Source organism: Streptomyces sp. UG1, assembly GCF_049974585.1.
In the GTDB taxonomy this organism is placed as follows: Bacteria; Actinomycetota; Actinomycetes; order Streptomycetales; family Streptomycetaceae; genus Streptomyces.
Window position 1 is genome coordinate 1 of record NZ_JBNGGG010000124.1, and the last position, 1683, is coordinate 1683.

A 1683-nucleotide genomic window follows, 5' to 3' on the forward strand; every position below is an offset into this window, starting at 1 on the left:
TGAGCCATACCCCGTACCGCTCGATGGTCAGGAGCAACAGGCGCCCGCCGCCTCGCGCGCGATCAGGTGTGCGGCGGCCAGCCCCCCGTAAGGGGTCGACACCGGCCATGGCGGGATTCGAGGCGAGCAATTCTGCCGCCTGCCTCACTGAAGAATTGGGAGAACGCATGTCCAACGGGGAAGAACGTGGAGGGAATATGCGCCGGCTGACTCGTCCTCTCGGGCCCCTTCTGACGGTGGGCGCCCTCACCGCCGGCCTCCTCGGCAGCGCCGTTGCCGTCGCTCCTTCGGCGGCAGCGTCGACCTATGTCGGACACTGCTCGCACGGCTCGAAAGTCGACCAAGAAAGCGGGCAGCTCAAGGTACCGGTGACGCCGTACAAGGGTTCCTACAGCTCGAACTGCTGGATGGACTACGGCAGCACCGGAAACGGCGTCAAGGTTCTTCAGCTGGCCCTCCGGTCCTGCTATGGACGATCCATCGCCGTCGACGGCGTCTTCGGCGCCGCCACACGAAATGCACTCAAGTACGCCCAGGGCCGGGAGGGAATCACCGTGGATGGGCTGTACGGCGAGCAAGCCTTCTTCAATCTGAAGTGGCCGAAGTACACGATGTCCGGGGCACGTAACGGCTGCGCCAGGTGGGTCTCATTCGCGCCGTAGGGCCTTCGACAATTCCTCACCTGCACCCGGACGTTCACTTGTGGTGTCATCACCCGCACCTGTGGAACCTGCCTGAAGTGAGGTCCGGCCGGATTTCACCGCAGCGGTAGGCCAGGGCTTGATCAAGTTCCGTGAGTGTCCGGGCTGTTGGTGATGCCAAGGATAGCGAGTGATCGTTCGGGTTCGTGGCGGATTGCTCGGGTGGTCTTGGCGATGTTGTCGGCTCCGAGGATCTTCAGGGTGCCGATGGCGAGGTTGCGGATGGTGGCCATGGCGCGGGGTGCGGTGCCGACGTGAACGGTCGAGGCGTCCTCGGCGAACGTGACATCTCGGATGTAGTGGGAGGAATTTTCGATTCCCCAGTGCCCGCGAATGGCGGCGGCGAGGTCGGCGGGGCGGGTTTGATGGGCGGCGAGGCTGGTGACCGCGTAGACGTTCTCGCGGGTTTCGGGTCGGCCGGTGGGCTTGCGGCGGCGGTGGACCCGGATGGCGAGGTGGGCGTGGGGGAAAGCGATGCCGCCGAGGTTGTCGGCGATGGCGCAGGTCTTGATCGAGCGGGACTCGCGGCGGCCGTGGGCGGAGGCGGTGTGCTGGACCTTGATCGAGGTCCAGGGCAGGGCGGCGAGCTGGGCGGAGGCGGTGTGCTGGTTGGTCTTGATGACGGCGATGTAGTGGGCCTTCTTCGTCTCGACCAGCCAGGTGATGTTGGCCTTCACCGAGTGGAGGGCATCGAAGGTGACGACGGTATCGGCGAGGTCGAGTGGCGCCAGCAGGGGCTTGAAGTGGCGCACTTCGTTGGTCTTCGCACCGACTTCGACCTGGGCAATCGTGGCGACGCGGTCGTGGGTGACCGCCGAGAGCAGGTGACGGCGCGGCGCGGCCAGGCGGGCTGAGCCCTTGAGGGCCTTGCCGTCCACAGCGATGACCTGCCGCGATTGGGACTCGGGCACGTCCGCGGACGCGGTGATGCGGTGCCGGTCGGCCAGGTAGGCGCCCACAGCCTGGTCCAGGGCGTCGCCGT

2 protein-coding genes are annotated in these 1683 nt (G+C 66.3%); one reads left to right on the top strand and one right to left on the bottom strand.

Annotated elements, in window-relative coordinates:
- Window positions 1-107: 107 nt before the first annotated feature.
- A complete protein-coding gene (locus ACP4J3_RS50580; RefSeq protein ID WP_426545028.1) occupies window positions 108-662 on the top strand; it encodes a peptidoglycan-binding domain-containing protein in 555 nt (184 codons plus the stop codon).
- 122 nt (window positions 663-784) lie between these two features.
- Here ACP4J3_RS50580 and ACP4J3_RS50585 read toward each other — a convergent pair.
- On the bottom strand, window positions 785-1683 hold an 899-nt coding region (locus ACP4J3_RS50585; protein ID WP_426545030.1), incomplete at its 5' end, for an ISAs1 family transposase.

What these genes read in the sequence shown, in the direction of transcription:
- ACP4J3_RS50580 (WP_426545028.1), top strand. Translation starts at nt 108, where the DNA reads ATGGCGGGATTCGAGGCGAGCAATTCTGCCGCCTGCCTCACTGAAGAA.